19 protein-coding genes and 1 pseudogene are annotated in these 22,354 nt (G+C 69.1%); 7 read left to right on the top strand and 13 right to left on the bottom strand.

From position 1 onward, the window contains the following. Positions 1–82: 82 nt before the first annotated feature. The 4 genes and pseudogenes from ACFV9C_RS11185 to ACFV9C_RS11170 all read left to right on the top strand — a co-directional run. Positions 83–628, top strand: a pseudogene (locus ACFV9C_RS11185) (MFS transporter); the annotation flags it as partial. Positions 629–800: 172 nt separating this feature from the next. Next, positions 801–1,451: an MFS transporter gene (locus ACFV9C_RS11180; protein ID WP_380192672.1), complete on the top strand. Its 651-nt coding sequence runs from the start codon at positions 801–803 to the stop codon at positions 1,449–1,451. Between the two features lie 65 nt (positions 1,452–1,516). Continuing rightward, positions 1,517–5,314, top strand: a complete 3,798-nt coding sequence (locus ACFV9C_RS11175; RefSeq protein ID WP_380192670.1) for a discoidin domain-containing protein — start codon at positions 1,517–1,519, stop codon at positions 5,312–5,314. Between the two features lie 7 nt (positions 5,315–5,321). Beyond that, positions 5,322–6,413, top strand: a complete 1,092-nt coding sequence (locus ACFV9C_RS11170) for a Gfo/Idh/MocA family protein (protein WP_380192669.1) — start codon at positions 5,322–5,324, stop codon at positions 6,411–6,413. Between the two features lie 104 nt (positions 6,414–6,517). Here the strand turns inward: ACFV9C_RS11170 and ACFV9C_RS11165 are convergent, their stop codons facing one another. Genes ACFV9C_RS11165 through ACFV9C_RS11135 form a run of 7 tightly spaced genes read right to left on the bottom strand, consistent with a single transcriptional unit; the run spans position 6,518 to position 13,728 of the window. Next, the gene (locus ACFV9C_RS11165) at positions 6,518–7,075 is read right to left on the bottom strand and encodes a GNAT family N-acetyltransferase (RefSeq protein WP_380192667.1); all 558 of its coding nucleotides are present in this window, start codon (positions 7,073–7,075) and stop codon (positions 6,518–6,520) included. After that, positions 7,072–8,331: an ROK family transcriptional regulator gene (locus ACFV9C_RS11160; RefSeq protein ID WP_380192665.1), complete on the bottom strand. Its 1,260-nt coding sequence runs from the start codon at positions 8,329–8,331 to the stop codon at positions 7,072–7,074. Before ACFV9C_RS11160 ends, ACFV9C_RS11165 begins: the two co-directional genes overlap by 4 nt. Before the next feature lie 49 nt (positions 8,332–8,380). Next, positions 8,381–9,646 carry an enolase C-terminal domain-like protein gene (locus tag ACFV9C_RS11155; RefSeq protein ID WP_380192664.1) on the bottom strand — a complete coding sequence of 422 codons (1,266 nt, stop codon included), beginning with the start codon at positions 9,644–9,646 and terminating at the stop codon, positions 8,381–8,383. Beyond that, the gene (locus ACFV9C_RS11150; protein ID WP_380192662.1) at positions 9,647–10,522 is read right to left on the bottom strand and encodes an NAD-dependent epimerase/dehydratase family protein; all 876 of its coding nucleotides are present in this window, start codon (positions 10,520–10,522) and stop codon (positions 9,647–9,649) included. Further along, the gene (locus ACFV9C_RS11145) at positions 10,519–11,409 is read right to left on the bottom strand and encodes a carbohydrate ABC transporter permease (protein WP_380192660.1); all 891 of its coding nucleotides are present in this window, start codon (positions 11,407–11,409) and stop codon (positions 10,519–10,521) included. The genes ACFV9C_RS11150 and ACFV9C_RS11145 overlap by 4 nt, the downstream gene beginning before the upstream one ends. Continuing rightward, positions 11,406–12,332 carry a carbohydrate ABC transporter permease gene (locus ACFV9C_RS11140; protein ID WP_380192658.1) on the bottom strand — a complete coding sequence of 309 codons (927 nt, stop codon included), beginning with the start codon at positions 12,330–12,332 and terminating at the stop codon, positions 11,406–11,408. The genes ACFV9C_RS11145 and ACFV9C_RS11140 overlap by 4 nt, the downstream gene beginning before the upstream one ends. Before the next feature lie 4 nt (positions 12,333–12,336). Further along, positions 12,337–13,728, bottom strand: a complete 1,392-nt coding sequence (locus tag ACFV9C_RS11135) for an ABC transporter substrate-binding protein (RefSeq protein WP_380192657.1) — start codon at positions 13,726–13,728, stop codon at positions 12,337–12,339. A 185-nt stretch (positions 13,729–13,913) separates the two neighbouring features. On the opposite strand from ACFV9C_RS11135, the gene ACFV9C_RS11130 reads away from it, so the two are divergent. Further along, the gene (locus ACFV9C_RS11130) at positions 13,914–14,279 is read left to right on the top strand and encodes a VOC family protein (RefSeq protein ID WP_380192655.1); all 366 of its coding nucleotides are present in this window, start codon (positions 13,914–13,916) and stop codon (positions 14,277–14,279) included. Positions 14,280–14,320: 41 nt separating this feature from the next. Next, on the top strand, positions 14,321–14,797 hold the full coding sequence (locus ACFV9C_RS11125; RefSeq protein WP_380192653.1) for a GNAT family N-acetyltransferase: 477 nt from the start codon (positions 14,321–14,323) through the stop codon (positions 14,795–14,797). Here the strand turns inward: ACFV9C_RS11125 and ACFV9C_RS11120 are convergent. From ACFV9C_RS11120 to ACFV9C_RS11105, 4 genes are all read right to left on the bottom strand, one after another. Next, positions 14,794–15,849 (bottom strand): DUF4185 domain-containing protein, encoded by a 1,056-nt coding sequence (locus ACFV9C_RS11120; protein ID WP_380192651.1) that lies wholly within the window; start codon positions 15,847–15,849, stop codon positions 14,794–14,796. The two genes, ACFV9C_RS11125 and ACFV9C_RS11120, sit on opposite strands and share 4 nt — an antisense overlap. A 446-nt stretch (positions 15,850–16,295) precedes the next feature. Further along, positions 16,296–16,673, bottom strand: coding sequence for a hypothetical protein (locus tag ACFV9C_RS11115; protein ID WP_380192649.1), 378 nt, complete (start codon positions 16,671–16,673; stop codon positions 16,296–16,298). Positions 16,674–16,865: 192 nt separating this feature from the next. Beyond that, positions 16,866–18,194 carry a rhodanese-like domain-containing protein gene (locus tag ACFV9C_RS11110; protein ID WP_380192647.1) on the bottom strand — a complete coding sequence of 443 codons (1,329 nt, stop codon included), beginning with the start codon at positions 18,192–18,194 and terminating at the stop codon, positions 16,866–16,868. After that, positions 18,191–18,844, bottom strand: coding sequence for a thymidine kinase (locus ACFV9C_RS11105; protein WP_380192645.1), 654 nt, complete (start codon positions 18,842–18,844; stop codon positions 18,191–18,193). The genes ACFV9C_RS11110 and ACFV9C_RS11105 overlap by 4 nt, the downstream gene beginning before the upstream one ends. A gap of 97 nt (positions 18,845–18,941) precedes the next feature. Between ACFV9C_RS11105 and ACFV9C_RS11100 the strand changes: the two genes are divergently transcribed. Next, positions 18,942–20,585: a S8 family serine peptidase gene (locus tag ACFV9C_RS11100; protein WP_380192644.1), complete on the top strand. Its 1,644-nt coding sequence runs from the start codon at positions 18,942–18,944 to the stop codon at positions 20,583–20,585. Here the strand turns inward: ACFV9C_RS11100 and ACFV9C_RS11095 are convergent. Both ACFV9C_RS11095 and ACFV9C_RS11090 read right to left on the bottom strand, forming a co-directional pair. Beyond that, positions 20,582–21,703, bottom strand: coding sequence for an alkaline phosphatase family protein (locus ACFV9C_RS11095; RefSeq protein ID WP_380192642.1), 1,122 nt, complete (start codon positions 21,701–21,703; stop codon positions 20,582–20,584). The two genes, ACFV9C_RS11100 and ACFV9C_RS11095, sit on opposite strands and share 4 nt — an antisense overlap. 4 nt (positions 21,704–21,707) lie before the next feature. Further along, complete coding sequence (locus ACFV9C_RS11090; protein ID WP_380192640.1) at positions 21,708–22,319, bottom strand: DUF5998 family protein; 612 nt, start codon at positions 22,317–22,319, stop codon at positions 21,708–21,710. Between the last annotated feature and the right edge of the window lie 35 nt (positions 22,320–22,354).

Genomic DNA, 22,354 nt, shown 5'->3' with positions numbered 1-22,354 from the left:
GAAGGGACCTTGCGTCTCTTAACCATCCGAGCCTACCCTGAAATCCGTAAGAGACGCCACGTCTCTAAAGGAGCTCGCTCGGATGACCACCTCAACGGACCGCCTCGACCGGTCGGTCCTCAAACTCGCCGCGGTGCTCGTGCTCGGCGCGCTCGCCCCACTCCTCGACAGCACCATCGTCACGGTCGCCGTCCACACCCTCGGCGTCCAGCTGCACACCTCGGTTGCCACGGTCCAATGGGTCAGTACGGCGTACCTGCTGGCGCTCGCGATGGCCGTGCCGATCACCGGCTGGGCGGCGAACCGGTTCGGCGCCAAGCGGATGTGGATCATCGCGCTGGCACTGTTCCTGACCGGCTCGATGCTCTGCGGCATCGCCCAGAACATCGGCGAGCTGATCGGGTTCCGGGTGCTCCAGGGGATCGGCGGCGGGCTGATGCTGCCGATCCTGCAGTCCATCCTGCTGCGCGCCGCCGGCCGGGACCGGATCGGCCGGGTGATGGGGATCGTCACGATGCCGGCCCTGATCGGCCCGATCCTCGGTCCGGTGATCGGCGGCGTCCTCGTGGGTCACCTCGACTGGCGCTGGATCTTCTACGTCAACGTCCCGATCTGTCTGGCCGCGATCGTCCTGGCCGTCCGCACCCTCGAACCCGACCCTGCGCCGACCACCGCGGCACTCGACCTCACCGGACTCCTGCTGGTCTCCCCCCGCGCTCGCCGCGATCATCTACGGCCTCAGCCAGGCCGGTGGCGACGGTTTCGGCCACACCCCCGTCCTGCTGCCACTGGCCGTCGGCGTGGTCCTTCTGACAGCTTTCGTACTGCGCCGTACCATCGACCCGCTCATCGATCTGGCACTGTTCCGGATCAGATCCTTCGCCGCCTCGTCCGCACTGTTCTTCCTAACCGGTTTCGCCCTGTACGGCGCGATGCTGCTGCTCCCGCTCTTCTACCAGCAGGCTCGTGGCGCGACGGTCACCGCGGCCGGTCTGCTCCTCGCTCCGCAAGGCGTCGGCAGTCTGCTCGCACGGACCGCGGGCGGCCTGACGGATCGGTACGGCCCGCGCCCGATCGTGCTGATCGGCATCGTGCTCACGACCATCGGCACGCTCCCGTTCGCGCTCAGCAACCCGTCGTACTGGCTGCTCGCGATCGCTCTCGTGATCCGCGGCGCCGGGCTGAGCGCGGTGAATCTGGCGGTGATGGTCGGCGCGTTCCGGGATCTGGAGCCGGCCGAGATCCCGCATGCGAGCAGCACCACCCGCATCATGCAGCAGCTCGGCGGAGCGTTCGGCGCGGCGACGCTGGCGGTCGTCCTGCAGAGCCAGCTGACCGGCCACAGCACCCAACGCGCGTACGCGCACAGCTTCGCCTGGGCGATCGGATTCACGGTGGTCGCCGCCGTCCCGGCGCTGTTCCTGCCGGCCGGGCGCAGAGTCTTGAATTAGTAACACGCTTGGTTTAACTTATCCGCGCAGCTGCACTTCCGGTCCGCCACCTGGGAGGTTCCAGCATGTCCAGACGCCTGCTCGCGCGGGTTCTCCCCACTCTCCTGCTCACCGGCGTGCTCGCCGTACCGACGGCGCACGCCGCCACCATGTACCCCAGCGGCGTCGGCGCCGACCTCGGTCCGACCCCGACCACGCTCGGCGTCAAGCCTGCCGCCGGCGACGACCCGGCCGGGCTCCGGACCGGCACCGCCCAAGGGCGTACCTACTGGCAGACGAACCGGGCGGCCGGCACCGGCTACCTCGAGTTCGACGTCGATCACGACTACGTCGACGAGATCGGCACCGACAACGTCCTGGTGACGGTGACGTACCTCGACAGCGGCTCCGGCACCCTCGACCTGCAGTACGACGCGAAGGACAACCCGCAGCAGGACGCCACCGACGTACCGCTCACGAACACCGGCCTGTGGAAGACCGGCGTCTTCGCGCTGACCGGCATCAGCTTCACGAACCGGCTCGGCGATGCCGACCTCCGGGTCTTCGGCGGCAGCGACGACGTCACGATCGCCGGCCTCCGGATCAGTACGGCGGGCGCCTCGGTCGAGCTCGGCGCGACGCCGGTGCAGAACGGGATCAGCCCGCGCGCCGGTGACGACGCGTCGCACCTGATCACCGGCGTCCAGGACGGCCGCCCGTACTGGCAGACCGACCGCACCGCGCCGTCGCCGGGGACGAACTTCTTCTACATGAACGTCGCCGACACCTACCTGTACGACAACCATGGCCTGGTCCTGGTCAGCATCGACTACTTCGACCAGGGCAACGGGCAGTTCGGGCTGCACTACGACTCCCCCGGCGACACGATCCCGGACAAGTTCAAGAACTCCGAGGTCGTCCGGTACGGCGACACGAAAACCTGGAAGACGTACACGTTCGCGCTCCCGGACGCGGTGCTGACGAACCGCTCGAACGGCGGGGACTTCCGGATCCACAACGGCGACGGCTCCGCCGACCTGAAGGTCGCGGCGGTCCGGGTCGCCAAGGTCGCGGGCACGCTCGACGTCACCGAAGGTCTCGTCGACCTGATCGGCCAGTCCACCCGCACCGAGAAGGCCGCCCGGGAAGGAACCCGGGACGGCCAGTACCCGGCCGGCAGCCGCGCTACCTTGCAGGCCGCGATCGACAACGCTCAGGCGATCGCGTCCACCCCGGGCGTCACCGACGTCCAGGTCAAGCAGGCGTTGACCACGCTGCAGGCCGCGCTGGACACATTCACCGCATCGGTCGTCGACACGAACTTCGCGGCCGACGGTACGGCGTCCGCGAGTGGCGGAACCGGCGCGGCGAACGTGAACGACAACAACCACGACACCTCGTGGACCGGCGGTGCCGACTCGTGGCTCCAGCTCGATCTCGGCAAACCGCGGCCGGTGAACGACGTCCGCGTCGAATGGGGTGGCGCCTACTCCCCCGACTACACCGTGCAGGTGTCGAACGACGGCACGAAGTTCACCGCCGTCGGCCGGATCGGCTCGCCGGGCGGCAACCAGACCAGCCGGACCCGGTTCGCCACCACCAACGCCCGCTACGTCCGGGTCGCGATGACCGGCGCCGACTCGTTCACGGTCAAGGAACTCCAGCTCAGAGTCACCCCTGTCGTGGTTCCGCAGCCGAAGCTGGTGCAGACCGTCAACCCGACCGAGGACGGCGTGGTCGCCGACTTCGACGCCACGCAGTACGGCGCCGATCGCACGGGCAAACGTGACTCGACCAAGGCGATCCAGCAGGCGATCTACGCCTGCCAGGACGCGGGCGGCGGGACGGTGTGGCTGCCGGCCGGTCAGTACAAGGTCACCGACACGATCGAGGTGCACGCGTTCTGCACGCTCCGCGGCGACCATGGTCCGAAGCTCGGCACCGTGATCATCGCGGACCTGGCTCCCGGCGACGACGGACCGAGTCTGTTCCGGATCGGCGGCAGCGCGGGCGTCCTCGGCGTCACGACGTACTACCCGAACCAGAGCGCGACGAACCCGGTGCCGTACAACTACACGTTCGAGATCCCGGGCGGTGCCTGGATCGGCAACGAGAACTACATGATGTCGACGGTCTCCGACGTCACGATGCTGAACTCGTACCGCGGGATCGGCGTCAGCACGATGCCGAACGACCACGGCAACGCCCCGAGCTCGGGCCAGGTGCACGAGTCGACGACGATCCGCAACGTGAACGGTACGGCGCTGTTCGAAGGCGCCCGCGCGTACAACGGCGCCGACGTCGGCACCTGGGAGAACGTTGCCTTCAGCAATTCGTACTGGTCGTCCGCACCGGCCGCGTTCCGCCCGCCGGCCAGGGCGGCCCTGGACGCCTGGACCCGCGCGCACGGCACCGGGCTCGTCTTGGGCGACCTCGAATGGGACCAGTTCTACCGGGTCGCGGTGTCCGACTACGCGGTCGGCATCCACGTCGTCGCCGGGCAGCGCGCGCAGTTCACGGGCAGCTTCCTCGAGCCGGACATCCGCCGTACCGGGACCGGCATCCTCGTCGACGTGATGGACGACCGCTGGGGTATGACGCTCGCGGGCGGTCACGTCGACGGCGGGATCACAAACAACTCGCACGGGTACGTGAAGCTCACCGGCACCGAGGTCGTCGGCCCGCAGACCGGGACGATCCACCACATGTCCGGTACGGCGCCGACGTACACGCAGAAGCCGTTGCCGAAGCCGGTGCAGAGGCTGTACGTCGTGGACGCGCCGCATGGGGTCGGATATCTGCCGGCCGGGGACGCGGCGCGCGACGTACAGAAGGTGCTCGACCGGGCCGGACGGGACGGCGGCGGGATCGTGTACCTGCCGGCCGGGTGGTACCGGATCGGCACGCACCTGGACGTGCCGGCGAAGGTCGAGCTGCGCGGGGCGTCCGCCGTACCGAACCGGGACGAGGGCGGGCTGAGCGGCGGGACGGTGCTGCAGGCGTTCGAGCGGAACACCGATACCGCGCTGGTGACGCTTGGCCTCAAGGCGGGTGTGCGCGGGCTGCGGGTGTTCTATCCGGAGAACAACCCGGCGAACGGCGTCGTCGCCTATCCGTACGCGATCCGCGGGCACGCCGGCGGGAACTACGTGATCAACGCGGGCTTCCCGAACGCGTGGAACGGCATCGACCTCAGCGGCGACGACGTCGTCGTACGGAAGGTCGCGGGTGCGTTCTTCGACCACGCGATCACGATCGGGGCCGGGCGCAACGGCCGGGTCGAGGGCGTGCTGTCGAACGGGAACGCGGTCACCCGGGTCGGGTACCAGCAGCCGTACTGGATGAACGAGGGCAACATCTTCGAGCTCGTCATCGACAAGTACATGCGGAAGACCGCGAAGATCGTCACCGTCGACGGGGCGCGCGGGCTGACGTTGCTGAACGTGTTCGCGTACGGCTTCCACGACGGGCTGGTGGTGAACGACGGGCAGGTCGACGCGTTCAACCTCGGCACCGACAACCTGGGCGCCGACGGGCACACCGTGCAGGTGGTGCAGGGCGACGTCGAGGCGACGAACCTCGCCCGCTACAACGGCGCCACCCTCAGTGGTACGGCGACCTTGCACAACGTGATGGTGATCAACGTGGTGCAACGCAGCGTCGCGGTCCAGGCGAACGGGAACGGCACCGTCGCCATCACCGGCAACGAGTCCGAGCCCGGAACGTACGAGGTCGGCGCGCAGGTCACAGTGACGGCGGCAGCCGGATCGGATAGCGTTTTCCTGGATTGGACCGTGAACGGGACGGTGGTGGCGACAACGCCGTCGTACACCTTCACCGTCGGCACGGACCAGATACTGACCGCCAACTTCACACCGAAGTAGGAGCGAGATGGCTGACACACAACAGCAGCAGGTCGCGATCGTCGGGTGCGGCATCATCGGCCGCACCCACGCCAAGGCCGTCGCGGACCGGCCGGACGCGATCGTCACCGCCCTGGTGGACGGTGACGCCGCGGCCCGGGAGGCACTCCGGGCGCAGCTGGTCGAACTCGGCCAGCCGGAACCGAAGGTGTACGACGACCTGCCCGCGGCGCTGAGTGGGTCGGACGTGTCACTCGTCGCGATCTGCACCCCGAGCGGTACGCACGCGGCGCTGGCCGAGCAGGCGCTGGACGCGAAGTTGCACGTGGTGATCGAGAAGCCGCTCGACGTGGACCTGGTCCGCGCCCGGCGGCTCGGCGCCGCGGTGGACCGGGCCGGCAACCACGGCGTGGTGGCGTCGGTGATCAGCCAGCACCGGTTCGACGCCGGCAGCGCGGTGGTCAAGCAGGCAATCGACGCCGGGCGGTTCGGGCAGCTGACCTCGTCCGTCGCCACGGTCGCCTGGTGGCGCAGCGACGAGTACTACGCGTCCGCGGGCTGGCGTGGGACGTGGGCGCAGGACGGGGGTGGCGCGCTGATGAACCAGGGCGTGCACACCGTCGACCTGATGCTGTGGTTCATGGGCCGCCCGGTCACGATCCAGGCGCAGGCACTGCGGGCGGCGCACCACGCGATCGAGGTCGAGGACACGGTCGTCGCGACACTGACGTTCGAGAACGGTGCGGTGGGCACGCTGCACGCGACGACAGCGGCGTACCCGGGTGGACGTACGCGCGTGTCCGTCCACGGCACCGAAGGCGGCGCCGAGATCGAGGACGACCGTCTCAGCCGCCTCAACGTCGACGGCGCCGAGCCCGACCAGCCGATCGACGCCGGCGACCCGGGCGGCCACACGGCGCAGTACGACGACATCTTCCGGTCGATCGCGAACGGCACCACGCCGGCCATCACCGTCCAGGACGCGATCGACGCGCTGGCGACAGTACGGGCCGTCTACATCGCGTCGACCCTCCAACGCCCGGTCAAGTTCCTGGACGTCCTCGAAGGCCGCTACGACGACGTGGACGTCTCCCGCGGGGTCGGGCTTCCCCCGAACTGACCGGATCGCCAGGCCATCACAACGCACCGCTCCGCCGACGGCTGAGCGTGGCGCCGCCTGGAGGCGGCGATTGTGATGGCCTGGCGATCCGCCCCCTGGTGCCGTCAGGCGCCGGGCTCGCGCTCGTTCAGGATGCGCTGGTAGAGGTTGCAGTCCTGCCAGTGCCCATCGATGTGCAGGTAGGTGGGCGCCATGCCGATCTGCTGGAAGCCCGTCCGTTCGAGGACCCGCTGCGACGCGACGTTCCCCGTCAGCGTGCTGGCCTCGATCCGGTGCAGCTTCAACTCACCGTCCGCGATCTCCGCAACAGCCTCTACCGCCCGGGTCGCCAGCCCCTGGCCGATCGAGTCGACCGACACCCAATACCCAAGACTCGCACTCCGGAACGGCCCAGGAACCAGATCGCTCAACGTGATCGCACCCACGATCCGCGACCCAGCCGCCAGCACCCACGGCACCACATGCCCGTTCTTGTAGCGCTCGAGCTGGTACGTCATCCGCTCGACCTGGCCGGCCGTCGTGAACCACTTCTCCGTCCGCACCGGTTCCCAGCGGCGGAGGTGTTCGCGGCTCAGGACCTGTGCGTCGGCCAGGGCGGGAGCATCGTCGAGGGTCGCGATCCGGAGTTCGACGTCCGAAGTCAGCGGGCGGGGCTGAATCACTTCGGCAGCCTCCGTGCCTGACTCGATCCCGACACCCGAGGGGTGAACGCGTCGTGGAAGATCGTCGACGCCGCCCCGACCGCGGCCGCGTCCTTCTGCAGCATCGACTCCTCGACGCCGACCTCGCGGGTCTCCCGCGCCAGCGGATGCGCGTTCACCGCGCGTCCGATCTCGGCCAGGAAGATCTCCGAGATCTCCTTCCCGAACGCCGGCCCGCCGAGCACCAGCAGATCGATGTCCAACAGGTCCACGAGCCCGACAGCGCCCTGCCCGATCACCCGCGCCACCTGCCGCACCGCCTTCACCGCGGCCTCGTCCCCGGCGGCCGCCGCATGACAGACCGCCTTGTACCGCGTGGCTTCGTCGGTCGCGGCCGGATCCTTCTCGACGTACCCGTACTCCGCCGCGATCACCGGCAGCGACGCCGTCGGGTTGCACTCGGGGACGAGCCGCGGCCCGTTCTCCGCGTCCCACTCCCCCACCCGCAGCGCCGCGACCTGCCCGAACTCGCCCGCGTTCGACGTACCGCCGCGATAGATCGCACCGTTCAGGAACAGCCCGCTCCCGACGCCTGTCCCCAGGTACAGGTACGCGAAGTCCCGCGCCCGTGCGGATCGGCCGATCCAGCGCTCGCCGATCGCGGCCGCCGTACCGTCCTTCTCCACCAGCACCGGGTGGTTCAAACGCTCCTGCAACAACTGCCGGATCTTCAGCCCGCGCCAGGCCGGCTGCAGCGGCAAGGCCAGCAGCGACCCGTCCGCGTCGATCGGCCCCGGTACGGCGACACCGACGCCGAGCATCGAGTCCATGTCCACCTGGCTGATGCTCAACGCCGCGGTCACCGTCGCCGCGGTCAGATCCACCAGCTTGCCGGCTTCGAGATCCTCCGCCAGGTCGACGGTCTCCCGGCGGACGATCTTGCCGTCCAGGTCGACGACCGCGACGGTCAGCAGTTCGGGATCGACGTGGATCCCGACCGCGTGCGCCGCGTTCGACCGCAGCCGGACCGGCGTCCGCGGCTTGCCGAGCCGTTCGGCGCGCTCCTGCGCCTCCTCCACCAGCAGGCCCTGCTGGAGCAGGATGCGCAGGATCCGCGACACCGACTGCTGGGTGAGACCGGTCCGGCGGGAGATCTCGGTCCGGCTGATGATGCCGGCCAGCCGGATCGTCTCGATGATCACGGCCTCGTTGAACGAGCCCAGGTCGTACTGGTTCGCGCCCGCGCGCCGCACCAGCCCTTCGGCCGATTCACTCATCTCCACCTCCCCGTCGTCGTCGCTGCCTGGCCGTGATCGTACTGCCGAACTACGGCGCCTCGAGCGCTCCGTCGATCCGCCGTACGCCGGCCGCCCACTCGTCGTGTCCGGACAGCTCCGCCGGGTACTGCGCGGCCGCCTCCAGGTCGACGTCGATGCCCCAGCCGGGTGCGTCGTTCGGCCGCAGCCAGCCGTTCTCGATCCGCAGTGTGCCGGGGAACACCTCGTACGTCGCGTCGTTGTAGATGTGCCCCTCTTGGATGCCGAAGGCAACCGATGTGACGTCCAGCGCGACGTTCGCGGCGGCGCCGATCGGGGACGTGTCGCCGGGACCGTGCCAGGCCGTCTTCACGCCGCACAGCTCCGCGAGGTCGGCCAGTTTGCGGGCCGGCGTCAGGCCGCCGATGTCCGACACGTGCGACCGGATGAAGTCGACACCGTGCTCGCGGATCAGTCGTACGGCGTCGTTCATCGAGGTGGTCAGCTCGCCGACCGCGAGCGGCACCGGCGAGGCGGCCCGGACCTCGGGCAGCCGGTCCCAGTTCTCCGGCGCGAGCACGTCCTCCAGGAAGAACAGCCCGTACGGCTCGAGCGACCGCGCCAGGACGATCGCCTCCTTCGGGGTCAGCCGCGAGTGCACGTCGTGCAGCAGCTCGATGTTGTCCGGCAGCGCCTGCCGCGCCTCGGCGAAGAGCTCTGGCGTCGAGCGCAGGTAGTCGCGCGCGGACCAGCCGTTGTGGTACGGCGCGTCCGGGTAGAGCGTCGGCACCCGCGGAGCGCCGTACCCGCCGCCGCCCGGGGTCGACATCTGCAGCCGGACGTGCCGCCAGCCCTGGTCGACAAGCGACTTCGCGTGCTCGATCGTGTCCTCGATGGTCTTGCCGCTGGCGTGGATGTAGGTGTCCGCGGCCGCCCGCACCTTGCCGCCGAGCAGCTCGTACACCGGCATCCCGGCGCGCTTGCCGGCGATGTCCCAGAGCGCCTGGTCGATCCCGGAGATCGCGTTGTTGGTGACGGGTCCGCCGCGCCAGTACCCGGAGTACGACGCGAGCCTGGTCAGGTCGCCGATGTCGCCCGGGTAGCGGCCGACCAGCAGCCGGGCGAGGTGCTCGTCGACGAACGTCTGCACCGCCTTCCAGCGCTGCGTGAACGTCGCGCACCCGAGCCCGTACAGGCCCGGCTCGGTGGTTTCGATCTTCACGACCACCAGCGGAATGCCTTGCGGCGCCGTGACGATCGCCTTCACCTCGCGGATCCGGAGGTCGTCGCGGACCGGCCACGGCTGGTCGAAGTTACTCGGGCTGTGCACAGCCATTCAAAGCTCCAGGGGAAGAGTTGGTAGGTCCAGTTCGTGCCGGGCCTGGAAGCCCAGCATCGTCCGTACCGCGGTCAGGTCCATCGGCACCTCACGCCCGACGAACCGCCGCAGCCGCGGCACCTCGGGTGCGTACGCGTCCAGCAGGTCCTCGGTCGCGTACGGCGCCGTACTGGTGCCGGCGGCAACGAAGAACGTGTGCGCCCCGGACAGCGGCGCGGTCAGCCCGAGCTCCACGACGTGCGCCGCGTCCCGGGTGTCGAGGTACGTCCACGCCTCACGCAGCCCGCTGACCGGGTCCCGCTTGACGTGCGCGGCCATCCGCTCCAGCGCGTCGGCCGAGTTCACGTGCGGGAACCGGAAGGCGACCACGTCGATCCCCCACCGGCGCCACGCCATCCGCGCGGTGTTCTCGTCGTTCTGCTTGGACAGCGAGTACCAGTCGCCGACGTCGCTCGGCGCCTTCTCGTCCCACGGGAAGTACGCGGGCCGGATCTCGTGCGGGTTGAACGGTACGCCGGTCGCGTTGATGCTGCTCGCGATCACCGCCCGGTCGATGCCCAGCGCCCCCGCCTGCGCGAGCACGTTGAACGTCGACACCACGTTGATCGTGTAGACGTCGTACGGCGTACCGGCGGACGGATGTGCGAGCGCCGCCAGGTGGACGACGTACTCCACGCCGTCCAGGGCCCGCGCCACGTCCGCCTCGGACCGGGTGTCGCCGATCAGCACCCGGTCTGCCTTCAGGTCCGGATGCGGCACGTTCGACAGCGCGGTCACCTTCGCGCCCAGGGCGTTCAGGTGCTCGACCGTGACCAGTCCGATCCGGCCGGCAGCCCCCGTGACCAGCACCCGCCGACCGTTCAGTTCACTCACTCTTTGATGCCTCCCGCCATCCCCACACCACGCAGGAATTGTTTCTGGAACAACAAGAACAAGATCACAGGTATCAGAACCGCGAGGAACAGGGCGCTCATCTGCAGCGAGATCTCGGTGGTCTTCTGCACCCTCGGCAGGGCGACCGAGATCGGTTGCAGCGTCGGGTCGGGCAGCACCAGCAGTGGCCAGAGGTAATCCTTCCACGAGCCGATCACGGTCAGCAGCGCCACCACCCCGACGATCGGCTTCGACAGCGGCAGGATCAGCGACGTGAACAACCGCAGGTTGCTCGCCCCGTCGATCCGGGCCGCCTCGATCAGCTCGCGCGGGATCGAGTCGAAGTACCGCTTCATCACCAGGATGTTGAACGCGCCCGCGGCCTGCGGCAGCCAGACCGCCCAGAACGTGTTCTGCAGGCTGATGTGTAGCAGCGGCATGTCCAGCACGGTCATGTACAGCGGGACCAGCGAGATCACGCCGGGCAGGAACAGCGTCGCCAGGACGGCGCCGGTGACGACCGGGCCCCACTTCGGACGCAGCACGCTCAGCACGAACGCACCCGTCGTACACACGAACAGCGTCGAGATCATCGAGCCGATCGCGATGAACGCCGTGTTGCCGAGGTACGCGCCGATCTGTACCCGGTTCCAGGCGTCCGGGATGTTCTTCAGCTGGATCCCCGACGGCCACAGCTGCATCGGGCCGCTGAGGATGTCCTGGCTGGTCGAGACGCCGGACTTCAGCAGCCAGAGCAGCGGACCGACGCCGGCGATCGCCACCGCGACGAAGATCAGCACCTGGATTACCGGCAGGCCGATGCGGACCACGCCGCGCTGCCGGTCGGCGGTCGAGATGATTCCGCGTTCCGAGACTTCACTGCTCATGTCGTACTCCAGCGGCGGGTGACGAAGTGGTAGACGGCCGACAGCACGCACAGCACCAGCGCGAGCAGCACGCTGAGCGCGGTCGCGGCACCGAAGTCGCCGTTGATGAACGCGTACCGGTAGATCAGCAGCAGCACCGTCGTGGTCGCGTTGTTCGGACCGCCGCCGGTGAACAGGAACGGCTCGGTGAAGACCTGGAACGTGCCGATCAGCTGCAGCAGCATCATGATCAGGATGATTCCGCGGATCTGCGGCAGCGTGACGTGCCAGACCCGGCTCCAGATCCCGGCGCCGTCCAGCTCGGCGGCCTCGTACAGCTCCGTCCGTACGCCGGTCAGCGCCGCCAGGTAGATGATCGAGGTCGCACCCGCGCCGGCCCACGTCGCCTCCAGGACGATCGCCGGCATCGCCAGCGTCGGCGAGTTCAGCCAGGCGAACGGCCCGATCCCGAACCAGCCGAGGATCGCGTTGAAGACACCCGCGCCGCTCGGGTCGTAGAAGAACGTCCAGAGCAGGATCGCGGCCACCGGCGGTACGACGGCCGGCAGGTACGAGAGCACGTTGTACAGCCAGCCCGTCTTGCGCAGCTCGCTGACGAACACGGCCAGGAACAAGGGCACCGGGAAACCGAAGATGAGTGCCAGCCCCGCGAAGTACAGCGTGTTGAGCGCCGCCTGCGGGAGCTGCGGGTCGGTCAGTACGTAGCTGAAGTTGGACCAGCCGACCCACTCGGGGGCCTGGACCAGGTTGTTCTTCTGGAAGCTGAGGACCAGGCCGCGGACGATCGGGCCCCAGGAGAAGTACAGGAAGATCAGCACCAGGGGCAGGGCGAAGAAGATCGCGCTCAGCCCGCCGGAGCGGTACCAGGTCACCACGGACCTGGCACTGCCCCGGCTCTGCTTGGGCGTACGTAGCTGGAACATCGGGCTACCGTGCCAGACGCGCGTCGATCTTCGAGGCGGCATCGCTGACCAGCTTGTCGATGTCCACATCCTTCTTCGTCAGCACCTGCTGGACCACCGGGTCGAGCAGCGAGTAGACCTCCTGGCCCTTGTTCGACGGCTCCGGCAGCAGCTTCAGCGTCGAGGTCGAGTCGATGTAGCCCTGGAACTGCTTCACCGGGACGTTCACGTACGGCTCACGCCACTTGTTGTACTGGTCGTACGTCGCCTCGCTCAGCGGGGTGATCCCGGGCCGGCCGACGAAGCCCTTGTCGGCGATCGCGTTCTTCGCGTCCGCAACCGCCGCGGCCTCGTTCGTGTACTTGTCGAACTGGTCGAACTTGATCCACTTCAGCGCCGCGACGACCTCGTTCTTCGTCGCCTTCGGGCTGATCATCTTGAGCGAGCCACCGGTCAGCGTGCCGTGCGGGCCGCCGTCCTGCGGCAGCGCCGCCTCACCGAAGTCGGCCGGCTTCATGCCGAACTGCTTGACGCTCATGTCGTACGCGTCCGGCGCCTGCAGGACCATGCCGATCTTGCCGGCCGCGAAGTCCTGCCGGACCTCTTCCTGGTTGTACAGGAACCGGCTGCCCATCGAGTTGTCGGTCCAGCGCATGTCCTTCAGCAACTGCAGCGCCTTCTTGGTCGGCGCGTCGTTGAACGTGGACTTCTTGCCGTCCTGGCTCTCGACCGTGCCGCCCATGCTGTACGTCATCGTGGTCAGCATCCAGCCACCGGTGTTGTTGGTGGTGAGCTGCGCGTAGCCGGCCTTGCCGGTCTTCTCCGCGATCTGCTTGGCGTCCGCGCGGACCTCGTCCCAGGTCGTCGGCGGCTTGTCCGGGTCCAGCCCGGCCTCCGTGAACAGCTTGCGGTTGTAGGCGAGACCGACCGAGAACACGTCGATCGGTACGCCGTAGATCCGGCCGTTGGCGTCCTGGACGATCTTCAGGACGTTCGGGTTCAGGTCCTTGGTCAGGTCGACCAGCTTCAGCTCGTCGGTGATGTCCGGCAGCTGCTTGTTCGGGATCATGTTGGCCGGCTCGGTGAAGCTGATGTTCATCACCGTCGGCAGCGTGCCGCCCGCGACCTGCGCCTGGAAGGTCTGCGCCTGCCAGCTGGTCTCGGTCGACTTCACCGTGATGTTCGGGTACTTCGCCATGAAGTCGCTGACCTTCTGGTTGAAGGCCTTCAGGTCGTTCGGCTTGTCCGGGGTGGGGCGGTCCCCGATCGTGATCGTGACGGGCGCCTTCTCGTCGAGGCCCCCACTGCCGCCGCTGCCGGACGCGTCCGGGGTGCCCTTCGCACAGCCCGCCGCCAGCAACAGCCCAGCCACTCCGAGGGCAGTACCGAACCGGCCCCACCTGCTCGCAAACGTCATCGGAACTCCTCAGGTTTCCGGATGCCGCCGATGTGCTCTGAGCCACACACCGGCCAGGTCCCGAGTAAGTTAAACCAAGCGTGTTACTAACTCAACCCCTCAGTCCGGTCTGCTGCGGTAACGCTTTCGCAACGTCGATCCCCACGCCGGGGCTCCGACGTACGGGACGACGAGAGGAGACACACATGACCAACCAGGTCGTGCACTTCGAGATCATCGGCACCGATCCGGCGCGGTTGCAGCACTACTACCGCGACCTCTTCGGCTGGACGTACGAGCTCGGCGACACCGTGTCCAGGCAGGTGTCCGAGCCCGGGCGGTACGGGTCCGTCGGCGACGCGGGGCTGTACGGCGGCGTCGGCGGCGGGGCATCGTTGCGGCCGAAGGTGTTGTTCTACGTCGGCGTGGACGACGTCGGCGCGGCACTCGCCCGGGCCGAGGAACTGGGCGGGACCCGCGTGTTCGGGCCGGACGGCGTACCCGGGCGGCTCGTGGTCGGGCAGTTCACCGATCCGGAAGGCAACCTGATCGGGGTCGCCGGCGGGCGGTAAACCGGTGGAGGTGGTGGTCGCCGGGACGGGAGGATGCGGGTATGCATCTGCGACCGGCGACCGCTGCCGACTTCCCGTTCCTGCTGGAGATGTTGCTCGAGGCGTGCAACTGGGACGGCACTCCCTGGTACGACGAGGCGAAGGTGCGGGCGGATCGGCGGGCGTGGCACTACCTCGACGGATGGCCGCTGGAGCGTGACTTCGGGGTGGTCGCGGAGATCGACGGCTCCCCCGCCGGGGCGACCTGGGCGCGGCTGCTCACCGCGGACGAGCCTGGGTACGGGTACGTCGCGGACGACGTACCCGAGTTGACCCTCGGCGTGGCGCCCGGGTTCCGGCGCCGCGGGGTGGCGCGGGCCGTGCTGACCGAGGTGATCGCGCAGGCCCGCGTCGCGTCGTACGGGCGCTTGTCACTCAGCGTCGACCCGGACAACCCCGCACGGAACCTGTACGAATCACTCGGTTTCCGGAAGGTCGGCGTCGTGGGGACGTCAGACACGATGGTGCTGGATCTTTAGCCGAAGCCCCGGACCCGGAACTGCATGACGCGGTACGGCCAGCCGGCGTCGGTGTTCCACTGGCTGACCGACAGGTGCAGGTCCGACAGCGTCGACCCGGGGATCACGTACCCGCCGTACAGCTGGGCCACGTGGTTGCCGTCCTCGGAACCCCACGCACCGCCGTAGATCAGTGTCTGCCGGTACGCCGTATAGAGGTTCGACGTCGGCGTGTCCATGATCATCCCGTCGATCCGGTAGTCGCCGGCGTCGAACCAGGTCAGCACCCACTTCCCGCCGAGCGGCCGGAGGCTCATCTCGCCGAAGCTGCCGTTCAGGATCGGGGTCGCGGGGTTGCCCCAGGCCCAGGCGCCGTCGCGGTAGCCCCACGGCTCGTAGGCGCCCGGGTTCGCGATCTGCTCCTGGCGGACGCGCTTCAGGATGATCGGCTTGTTCCGCTGGAAACCGGTCGAGTAGACGTACACGTACCCGTCGTTCCCGAGGCCCCAGGTGAGCAGCTGGAACATCCCACCGTCGATGTTCGGGTCGAACTTCGCGCCGGTGTGGTACCAGCTCGCGCCGGAGTTGTCGGAGCGCCAGATCTCCGTCCACACGACGTTCCCGAGGCCCTTGTTCACCATCGCGTGCAGGTACATCGACCCGCCGATCGTGATCACGTCGGACGGCAGCACGGTCGAGAACGTCGGGTTGTCGTGCGGGTAGTCCCAGAGCTGCTGCGCCGCGTCACCGCCGACCGCGCCGGACCACTGCACGCCGCCGTTCAGGTCGGACGTCGTCGACCACAACGCGACCGGCGACCGCCACCAGCCGCCGCCGACCCGGGCCTCCTCGAACGTGTCGCCGAACATGAACAGCAACCGCCCGTCCGGCGTCCGCGCCGGAATCCCGAGATCGGTCGCGGCCATCCGGAACCGGTCGGTCAGCCCCGGCCCGGTCAGATCAGCCACCTTGTTGGTGAGCACTGCCTGCGTACTACCGAAGGCTCTGCCCGGTACTGCGGCAAGCACGCCGACACCGACCGCGGCCTTGAGGAACGTGGATCGCTTCATCATCTGTGGTGACTCCCAGCATCAACGGGGGCGGACTGTTGGGAAATCGATTTCTGCCACACCATCCCGCACCACAACGGCGCAAGTCAACCCTTCACCTCGCCCGTCGACGCTCCAGCCTCAGCAGCCATCTCACAGGTCCACCGGCACTCGTGACGGATGTGTGGCGTGAATTTGGACAGGAGGTGTCGATCCCCTGGGTAGTGCACCTGAGCGTGATCTTTGCGACGTGTACAGCGTTTCGCCGTGCACTACCTGTCGGTCTTCCCATAGCTCGTCCGCTTAGCCAACCCCCACAGCGCCAGGCCCCCCGTTCGTCGAGTCGTGGGATTCGGTGGGCGACACGCCGCGCCCGGCGACCTCGATCCACGACTCGCGATTGCGGGCACCAGCCAAACGCCACGACTCGGCGTGGCCCGGGGTCGGCCTGGTGTGCGTGCGAGGTCAGCTCAGGGGATCGCGTACGTGCCGCCGAGGCAGGCCCCGACCGAGGAGGTGGCCGGTGATCGCGGCGAGCCCCCCGCCGTCGGCGGCCTCCCGGAGAACGCCTGCAACGAGCCCAGCCGGGTCCCGGGCCTCAGCCATGGCCGCGGCCCGCTCGGTCGCCGCGGCTGGATCGGCCCGATGCCGATCCGTTCGCACGGGCCCACGCGTACGCCTTCCAGCTGTACGCCCTGGACCACACCACCGACCTCCAACCCGGCTTCACCTTCGACGAGCTGGTCGATGCCGATCGTGAGCCCGTGCGTGGCCGGTTTGCCTTGCGGTACGTCGGGATCCTGCACGATCAACGCCAGCTCGACGTGCCCGCCGGAGGCGCGGTCCACGTGAGCTTGGGCGAGATGTTCGCGCCGAACAGGTGACCGCGGTATGCGGCCGTGATCGGGGTGCCGTGGTCGAAGGCGGGGCTGGTGAGGGTCTCCGGTGCTTGAAGGTCCGTTCGAGCCCAGACCAGCGTGCCGTGACCGGCTCGCCGGCCACGGAGCAGGACACCCCAGCGGGATGGTTACCCGGGGAGCCTACCTACCGGTGGCGACAGGTCGGGTCGGGTCGGTCACCCATTCGGACCAGCTACCGACGTACACCGTCGCCGGAATCCCTGCGGTCTCCAGCGCGAGTGCTTCGTGGGCGGCTGTCACTCCGGAACCGCAGTAGACGGCGACCTCGGTGTCGTCGGTGACACCCAACGCGGAGAACCGCGCACGGAGTTGGGCGGCCGGGAGGAAGTGGCCGCTCTCCCCCACGTTCGCTCCGGTCGGCGCGTTCACGGCACCCGGGATGTGCCCGGCGACGGGATCCATCGGCTCCACCTCCCCCGCAAACCGCTCCGGGGCACGCGCGTCGAGCAGGATCCCCTTGGCGGCCGCCGCGGCAGCCCCATCCGCATCCAGCACCGGCAAGTGTCCAGGAGTCGCGACAAAACCGCCGACAGCCGCGTCTGTGCCCCCGTCCGCAGCGGCGGAGTTGGCGTTGAAGCCCGTTGCCACAGTTGGTGAGGGTTCAGTCGACGCGGCCGCGGGTTCAGCCGAGGCCGCAGGTGTGGGCTCAGCCGAAGCAACTGCTGCGGGTTCAGTTGACGCGGCTGGCGTGGGATCAGCCGAGGCGGCAGGTGCGGGATCAGTCGACGCCCCTGCTTCAGGTTCAGTCGACGCAGCTGGTGTGGGATCAGCCGACACAGCTGGTGCCGGTTCAGTTGTCACCTCTTCCCCACCAGCCGAACCTGCACCGACACCCGACGGCAGAACCCCACCAGTCAGTTCCTCCCCACCGGCCGACCCCGCACCCACACCCGACGGCAGAACCCCACCAGTCAGCTCGTCCCCACCGGCCGACTCCGCACCCACACCCGACGGCAGAACCCCACCAGTCAGCTCGTCCCCACTAGCCGACCCTGCACCCACACCCGACCTTAGAACCCCAGCTGTCAGCTCGTCCCCAGCGGCCGACGGTGGGGAATCGGTTGTCAGGTTTTGGCCGGCTGCTGACCAGGCGGCTCGGCCGCCGTCGAGGACGCGGACGTTGGTGAGGCCGAAGTAGCGGAAGGTCCACCAGGCTCGGGCGGCTGACATCGAGGTGGCGGCGTCGTACACGACCACGGGGGTGTCGGCGGAGGTGATGCCCAGGCGGTGGAAGGTTGCTGTGACGGTGGTTGCGGCAGGCAACGGGTGGCGGCCGGGGCCGGGTGGGCCGGCGAGTTCGGTGTCGAGGTCGACGAAGTACGCGCCGGGCAGGTGGCCGGCGTCGTACGCTTCGCGGCCGGGTGGACCGGCCAGGTTCCACGTCACGTCGGCCAGCACCGGGGCGGTGTCCAGGGCGAGCAGTTCCTCGACGGTGATCAACGGGCTCACGATGCGGCTCCTCCGAACGGCAGGACCTCGGGTGACAGTGTGGCGCGGGCGCGCGCCTGGGTGAGGCGGCGGCGGTGGTGCCGGCGGCAGAGCACCTCGTACGAGATCTCGTGGTCCTGCGTCACCATGTCGCCCACCACCAGCTGCTCGCCTTCGGTCACCATTTCCCCACCGATCGTACGGGCGTTGTGCGTGGCCCGTTCACCGCACCAGCAGAGCGCCTCGACCTGCAGCAGTTCCATCCGGTCGGCGAGCTCGACGAGCCGCGCCGACCCGGGAAACAGGGTGGCCCGGAAGTCGGTCAGGATCCCGAAGCAGAACACGTCGATCTGCAGCTCGTCGACCAGCCGCGCGAGCTGCTCGATCTGCAGCGGGCTGTAGAACTGGGCCTCGTCGCACACCACGTAGTCGATCCGCCCGCCGTGCGTCAGCTCGCCGACGACGTAGTCCCAGAAGTCGAACTCGCCGCGGACCTCGACGGCCTCCGCGGACAGCCCGAGCCGGGACGAGAGCACCGATTCGCCGGCCCGGTCGTGGCTGGTGAAGATCCGGCCGAGGCGGCCGCGCGCCTTGTGGTTGTGGTCCATCTGCAGCGCCAACGTCGACTTGCCGCAGTCCATGGTGCCGGTGAAGTACAGGAGCTCAGCCACGGGCGAACATCCTGCCAAGTCAACGGGCCGTCGCGCACTCCGGGGTGTGTCGGAGGGGTGGCTTGGGTTCTGGGCCCCGGGTCCGTTTGAATGAATCGTGCGCAAACCCCTGCTCCTGGTCCTGGCGGCCTGTCTGCTGGCCGTCTCCGTCGTCCGGCCGGCCGCCGCGGCGCCGGTTCGTTCCGAGGCCGGGCTGCGGGCGTACTTCGTGATCACCGCGCCGAACCAGACCGCCAAGGTCTCCGGAGCGATCACGCAGAACGGCGGCGCGGTGTACGCGACGTACGACGCGATCGGGGTGATCGTCGTGCACTCGACGGCGGCCGATTTCGCGGACAAGGTGCGCAGCGTCGACGGCGTACAGAAGGTGGGGGCGACCCGGACCACGGACCTGCCGGCGGAGGTCGGGAACCCGGCGATCCCGCAGCAGGTGCCGGAGGTGCCGACCACCCAGACGGAGTCGGACCGCCCGGACATGGCGCAGATCGGCGCGGACCGGGCCTGGACGAAGAACCCGGGGTCGAGGAACATCACGGTCGGGGTCCTCGACACCGGCGTGGACGACCAGCACCCGGACCTCAAGGCGAACTTCGACGCGAGCAAGTCGGCGTCCTGCGCGTACGGCAAGGTGGACGCACGCCCCGGCGCCTGGCGGCCGGTCGGCGAGCACGGTACGCATGTCGCGGGCACGATCGCGGCCGCGAAGAACGGCATCGGGATGATCGGGGTCGCGCCGGGCGTGCGGGTGTCGTCGATCCGGATCGCGGAGCCGGGCAGCCAGCTGTTCTTCCCGGAGAACACGGTGTGCGCGTTCATGTACGCCGCCGACAAGGGCGTCTCGGTGACGAACAACAGCTACTACGTCGACCCGTGGCTGTTCAACTGCCCGAGCGACAAGGATCAGGACGCGATCGCCGAGGCGGTACGGCGGGCCGTCGCCTACTCGGACTCCAAGGGCGTCGTGAACGTCGCGGCCGCCGGCAACGAGGACTACGACCTGGCGAACAAGACCGACGACAACACCAGCCCGGACGACTCGACCGCGGCCGACCGGCCGATCACCAACGACTGCATCAGCCTGCCGACCGAGCTGCCGAACGTCGTCGTGGTCGCGTCGGTCGACCCGAACAGCGTGAAGTCCCCGTTCTCGAACTACGGCGACGGCAAGATCAACCTCGCCGCCCCCGGCCAGGCCGTCTACTCGACGGTCCCAGGCGGCGGCTACAAGATCCTCGAGGGTACGTCGATGGCGTCGCCGCACGTCGCGGGTGTCGCGGCCCTGCTCCGCAGCGTGAACCCGAAGCTCACGCCGGCCCAGGTCCGGGCCGAGCTCGCGCAGCAGGCCAACGACCTCGCTTGCCCGCCCGGCTCCGCGAGTCAGTGCACCGGGTCGACGGCGGACAACTCGTTCTACGGCGAGGGTCTGGTCGACGCAGCCGAGGCGGTCGGTGCCGCGGCCGCGCAGCCGCGGGGCGCGCTCGCGGTCGAGCAGCCGGCCGAGCAGCTCGGTTTCGGCGGGATCCCGGCGGTCCCGCTGGAGATGAAGGGCACCGGCGGCACCGGCGAGATCACCTACACCGCCGCCGGTCTGCCGCCCGGTCTCAGCATCGACACGACAAAGGGCTGGATCGTCGGCGTCCTCACCCCCGGATCCGGCCGCTACAAGGTGACCGTGACCGCACGTGACGGCGAGGCGAAGACCACGACGACGAGCTTCTTCTGGGACGTCTGGAGCTTCTAGTTCCCCGCGTCGACGAGCAGGGGGATCTCCATCTCGTCCGGCGTCAGCGATCCGTGCAGGCCGATCAGCCCTGCCTCTTGCGGATGCCGCCGGCTGGCGACGAGCGCGAGCGGGCCGAGCGCCGCGACGATCACGTCACCGAGCCGCGGCGAGACCCGGTCCTCGACAACAGGACCGAACCACCCGCGACCAATCGCCTCCTCACGGGTCAGCACCAGCGCTTTGTCCCCGAGCCGAGCCCGGTACGTCGCCAGTACGTCGGCCTCCGCGCCGGGAACGCAGTACAGATGACGGAAACGGGACTCGCCGCCGATCAGGCTGACGCCCTCGGTCAGCGCGGGCTCCGCGTCCAGGTCGACGCGGTTCTCCGGGGCGACGTCGATCATCCCGTGGTCGGCGACCACGATCAGTACGGCGTCCCGCGGCAGCGCCGAGCGGACCTGCTGCGCGAACGCGTCGGCCGCCGCCAGCTCCTTCTGCCACTGCCCCGAGTCGCAGCCCTGCTGGTGGCCGATGTAGTCGAGCTGCGAGTCGTACACGTACACCAGCGACGACTGGCCTTCGCGGCTCGCGAACCGGGTCGCGTCCAGCCGGTCGTCGATCGTGTCGGCGCCGCGGTGCAAGGTGCCGCGGAACGCGGCGGCCGTCAGACCCGACTTCTCGAACCGCACCTTGCTGACGTTGCGGGTGGCGACGCCCGCCGCCATCGCCCGGTCGAACACGGTCCCGTGCGGCTGCCAGCGCCGCGGATCCACCGGGGCGTCCCACTGCAACGCGTTCAGCAGCGCGCCGCTCTCCGGGACGATCGACGTGTAGCCGACGATGCCGTGCGCGCCCGGCGGCAGGCCGGTACCGAGACTGGTCAGGCTCACCGCGGTCGTCGACGGCACACCCGCGGTCAGGCTGCGTCCCGCGAGCGAGGACAGGTACGGCGCGGCCTCGGCGTATCGCTGCAGCAGGTTCCACCCGAGCCCGTCGAACAGCAGTACGGCGTACCGGGACGCGGGCGGCAGATCGAGGACGTTGGTCTCCCCCGGCACCGACAGGGCGCCGGCGACCGATGGCAGCACGTCGGCGAGGGCACCACCGCCGTACTGCGGGGACACCGGGTCGATCACGGCACTACCTGCTGGTCGCGAACGAGAGCGCCTTCGCGAACTCGAGCACCTGCCGGATCCCCGCCGGGCCGTCCGCGGCGGCGCTGATCCGCAGCGAGATGTCGTCGGCCGCGACCGAGCCGGTGTAGCCGTGGTCGGCCTCGCAGTTCGGGTCGGCGCAGACGGCCGGCTCGAGGTCGATCCGGTTCACCATGCCCCAGCCGATCGTCAGCACGACCTCGCCGCTGCCGGCCACCGCCGGGTCGGCCTTGCCGGAGGCGTAGCCGGCCGGGTTCGGCACGACGCGGTTCACCACGACGGCGTTCACCCGGTGCAGCGGGATCGCCTCGGTCGAGGTGGACGCGTACGGCGCGCGGATCAGCTCGTCGGCGGCGTGCTCGTCGGTGTGCCCGACGATCAGCCTGGTCGGGGTCAGCGCCAGGATCGTGATGTGCCGCCGGACCTCGTCGCGGTCGAACGTCGGCTCGTGCTGCAGGACATAGGCCCGGATCGGCTCGTCGGCGATCGCCACCTCGAGCGAATCGGTCACCACGTCGGGGTAGTAGCCGCACCGATCGATCGCGTCGCGGAGGTCCGCCGACGCGTCCGCGAGCTCCGGTGTATTCAGGTCACGCATGCCCTCATCCTTGCACGATCGGGGCGCCGAGCGTT

Source organism: Kribbella sp. NPDC059898 (assembly GCF_042730855.1).
Taxonomy (GTDB): domain Bacteria; phylum Actinomycetota; class Actinomycetes; order Propionibacteriales; family Kribbellaceae; genus Kribbella.
The sequence above is the reverse complement of the archived record's forward strand: the minus strand, read 5'-3'. Positions and strand labels throughout refer to the sequence as shown.

Bases quoted from the DNA above. Each gene is read 5' to 3' on its own strand.
- ACFV9C_RS11175 (WP_380192670.1), top strand. From the start codon at position 1,517: ATGTCCAGACGCCTGCTCGCGCGGGTTCTCCCCACTCTCCTGCTCACC.
- ACFV9C_RS11170 (WP_380192669.1), top strand. From the start codon at position 5,322: ATGGCTGACACACAACAGCAGCAGGTCGCGATCGTCGGGTGCGGCATC.
- ACFV9C_RS11160 (WP_380192665.1), bottom strand. From the start codon at position 8,331: ATGAGTGAATCGGCCGAAGGGCTGGTGCGGCGCGCGGGCGCGAACCAG.
- ACFV9C_RS11155 (WP_380192664.1), bottom strand. From the start codon at position 9,646: ATGGCTGTGCACAGCCCGAGTAACTTCGACCAGCCGTGGCCGGTCCGC.
- ACFV9C_RS11145 (WP_380192660.1), bottom strand. From the start codon at position 11,409: ATGAGCAGTGAAGTCTCGGAACGCGGAATCATCTCGACCGCCGACCGG.
- ACFV9C_RS11140 (WP_380192658.1), bottom strand. From the start codon at position 12,332: ATGTTCCAGCTACGTACGCCCAAGCAGAGCCGGGGCAGTGCCAGGTCC.
- ACFV9C_RS11135 (WP_380192657.1), bottom strand. From the start codon at position 13,728: ATGACGTTTGCGAGCAGGTGGGGCCGGTTCGGTACTGCCCTCGGAGTG.
- ACFV9C_RS11130 (WP_380192655.1), top strand. From the start codon at position 13,914: ATGACCAACCAGGTCGTGCACTTCGAGATCATCGGCACCGATCCGGCG.
- ACFV9C_RS11125 (WP_380192653.1), top strand. From the start codon at position 14,321: ATGCATCTGCGACCGGCGACCGCTGCCGACTTCCCGTTCCTGCTGGAG.
- ACFV9C_RS11120 (WP_380192651.1), bottom strand. From the start codon at position 15,849: ATGATGAAGCGATCCACGTTCCTCAAGGCCGCGGTCGGTGTCGGCGTG.
- ACFV9C_RS11090 (WP_380192640.1), bottom strand. From the start codon at position 22,319: ATGCGTGACCTGAATACACCGGAGCTCGCGGACGCGTCGGCGGACCTC.